This window comes from Streptomyces sp. NPDC002838 (assembly GCF_040295365.1).
Lineage (GTDB): Bacteria > Actinomycetota > Actinomycetes > Streptomycetales > Streptomycetaceae > Streptomyces.
On the sequence record NZ_JBEOVF010000130.1, the window covers coordinates 1 to 2,935 of the forward strand.

The following is a 2,935-nucleotide window of genomic DNA, read 5'->3' on the forward strand; positions in this document are numbered from 1 at the left end:
ACACCCCAGGCCGTTCATCTGGACGAAGACCGCCGACGAGATCCTCGACAAAGTAGCCGCCTACTGCCGACGAATCTCCGACTCAGGTCACTAGCACAGGACGATCACATCGGGAACTTGAGCAGGGACGGCCAGACGACGCCCTCGTCGGCGCTCCCGCGTCCTCTCGGCGTGTAGCCGGTCGACGCCGGGCACCCTACAACTTTTCAGGTTCCCGCCATCGTGCTACCAGCAGACGATGAAGCCAGCCGTCACCGACAGGGGTGACGCAGACAACGAGACGCAAGGCCGCCCGAGGCGTCACGTCGTCCCATCGGCCCTGGACAGAGGCGGCCTGGCTGACCTGCCGCTTCCTACGTTCGCAGCAGTGCTGGAATCCGCTTCGACGTCGAAAGGACCGCACGCATGATCGCGCTCATGGACCCTGAGGTGGGTGTCGAGGCCCCCGCCTGTGCCCTGGGTACACCCGCTCTCCACCCGGCCACACTGAAGGGGAACGGCCCGACCGTCGGTACCCGGAGGTCTGTCCGTCGCCCCGCCACCGCGAAGGGTAGCCCGGGCGTCGGCAACCGCAGGTCTGTCCGCCACCCGGCCACCGCGAAGGCCGGTCCGGGCGTCGGCAGCCGCTGCAAAGGCGGCCACGGCATCGGTGGCCGCAGGCCCGTGTGCCGCCCCGCCACTGCGAAGAGCGGCCCGAGTGTCGGTGGCCGCAGGTCTGTCCGTCGCCCTGCCATCGCGAAGGGCAGTCCGGGCATGGGCACCCGCTGCAAAGGCACCCCGGGCGCCGGTTCCCGTGGGTCGGTCCGCCACTCCGCCAGCGCGAAGGGCGGGCCGAGCATCGGTTCCCGCAGGTCTGTTCGTTGCCCCGCTACCGCGAAGGGCGGCCCGGGGATCGGCGGCCGTTGCAAGAGCACCCCTGGCGTCGGTGGCCGCAGGCGGGTCCGCCGCCCCGCCACCGCGAAGGGCGGCCCGGGCGTTGGTACCCGCAGGCCCGTGCACCGCCCCGCCACTGCGAAGGTCCGCAGGGGCATCGGTACCCGCAGGCCCGTCCGCCGGTCCGCCACCGCGAAGGGCGGCGGACCGACCACGGGGAGCCGCAGGTCCGTGCACCGTCCCGCCACCGCGAAGACCACCCCGGGGATCGGCAGCCGTAGCAAAGGCACTCCGGGCATCGGCAGCCGCAGGCGTGTTCGCGTCCCTGCCACTGCGAAGCACACCCCGGGCGTCGGTACCCGTAGGTCTGTCCGTCGCCCCGCCACCGCGAGGGGCGGCGGCCCGGGCATCGGCGCCCGCAGGTCTGTCCGCTACCCCGCCGCACCGCAGGGCGGCATCAGCATCAGGGGCGGCGTCAGCATTGGCGAGCGGTCTCGCAGGTCCATCCCTGTTGGTCCGAGCGGGTTCTAGGCGACGTCGGCTCCGGCTGGTGGCGGCAGACGGGAGGGGACGGATGGGGCGCCGGCAGATCAGGGTGGAGTGGTGGGAGGGGCTGGAGTGCGCCGTGCAGCTCGATGTGGTGCTGCCGATGTACAAGGAGATCTGGGCCGAACCGCCGTACTGCGAGGGCACGAACGAGATCGCCGATTTCGTGGACCGCTTCGCGCAGGAGGTCAGGCTTCCCCGCGCCCGCCTCGTCGTTGCCCGCTGCGGGGACCTGCCCGTCGGTTATGCCTTTGGTTACCCGCTGCCGCCGGACACCGGTTGGTGGAAGGCGATGGACGAGGAGACGACGGCGGAGTTCGCGGCCGAGACCGGTGAGCGCACGCTGGGCATCGTCGAACTCGCGGTCCGCGCCGGGTGGCGGCGGCAGGGGGTGGCGGCCCGGACGCACGACTGTCTGCTGGAGGGCCTGGGCGTCGAGCGCGTCACGCTGGCGATGCGGCCCGATCCGGAAGCAGCCCCGGCGCACGCCGCCTACGCCGCGTGGGGCTACCGGCAGGTCGGCCAGTGGCGACCGGCAGACGATGAGCCCGTCTCTCACATCATGCTGCTGACCCTGCCGGTCGCCGCGCACGGGACCGTCCGGTGACCGGGAACGCGATCGAGTCCCGGGAGGTGACCCGGCGGTATCCGGGCAGGGGTCGGCCGGACCTGTGCGCGCTGGATGGGGTGTGCCTGGCCGTCGGGCCGGGCGAGGTGCGCGGGCTGCCCAGCCCGAACGGCGCGGGCAGGACGGCCTTGTGCCGCATTCTGTCCACGCGCCTGTTGGCGTCGTCCGGCCGCGGCGGGGGTGTGCCCCGCGGGTGGCGAAAGGGGTGCGGTACGGGCTCCTGCGCCTGCGGCGCGCCTGACGTCATCGGCCTGGCCGCCTGATGGGCAGGGTGAGGGCGGCCCGTCGTGGGGGGAACGCCGGCGTCGCGTCGCGCAGGGTGGGGCTGCTGCGGGAGCGGGGGTTCCGGCTGTACTGGAGTGCGCAGAGCGTGTCGCTGGTCGGGGACGAGATCAATATCTTGGCGATCCCTCTGGCCGCGGTGCTGCTGCTGGACGCGGGGGCGGCCGAGATGGGGTGGCTGACGGCGGTGGCGCTGCTGCCCTCGTTGCTGCTGTCGATACCCGGCGGGGCGTGGGCAGACCGGCGGACGGACCGGCGCCGGGCGATGATCGTCGCGGACATCGGGCGGTTCGCCGCGATCGCCTCCGTGCCGCTGGCGTATGCGTGCGGGGTGCTGACGCTGGCTCACCTGTTCGTGACGGAGTTCGTCGTCGGGGCGCTCACCGTGTTGTTCCGGGTCTGCAATCACCACGTGTACGCGTCCGTGGTCGCCGCGGAGCGGTATGTGGACGGTAACGCGCTGCTGTCCGGGAGCCGGTCGGCGGCCTCGGTCGCCGGGCCAGGGGCGGGCGGGGCGTTGGTTCAGGCGCTGTCGGCGCCGTTCGCACTGCTGGTGGACGCCGTGACCTATCTGGTGTCGGCGGTGTGCCTGGGACGCATCAGGGC

2 protein-coding genes are annotated in these 2,935 nt (G+C 72.5%); both read left to right on the top strand.

Annotation, left to right across the window (positions count from 1 at the left end):
- The first annotated feature begins 1,447 nt into the window (after positions 1-1,447).
- Complete coding sequence (locus tag ABT063_RS51755) at positions 1,448-2,026, top strand: GNAT family N-acetyltransferase (RefSeq protein WP_351069303.1); 579 nt, start codon at positions 1,448-1,450, stop codon at positions 2,024-2,026.
- Positions 2,027-2,366: 340 nt separating this feature from the next.
- Positions 2,367-2,935 (top strand): MFS transporter (locus tag ABT063_RS51760; RefSeq protein WP_351069305.1); only part of this gene is annotated, 569 nt, incomplete at its 3' end.

Excerpts from the sequence above, each read along its gene's own strand:
- ABT063_RS51755 (WP_351069303.1), top strand. The coding sequence starts at position 1,448 with ATGGGGCGCCGGCAGATCAGGGTGGAGTGGTGGGAGGGGCTGGAGTGC.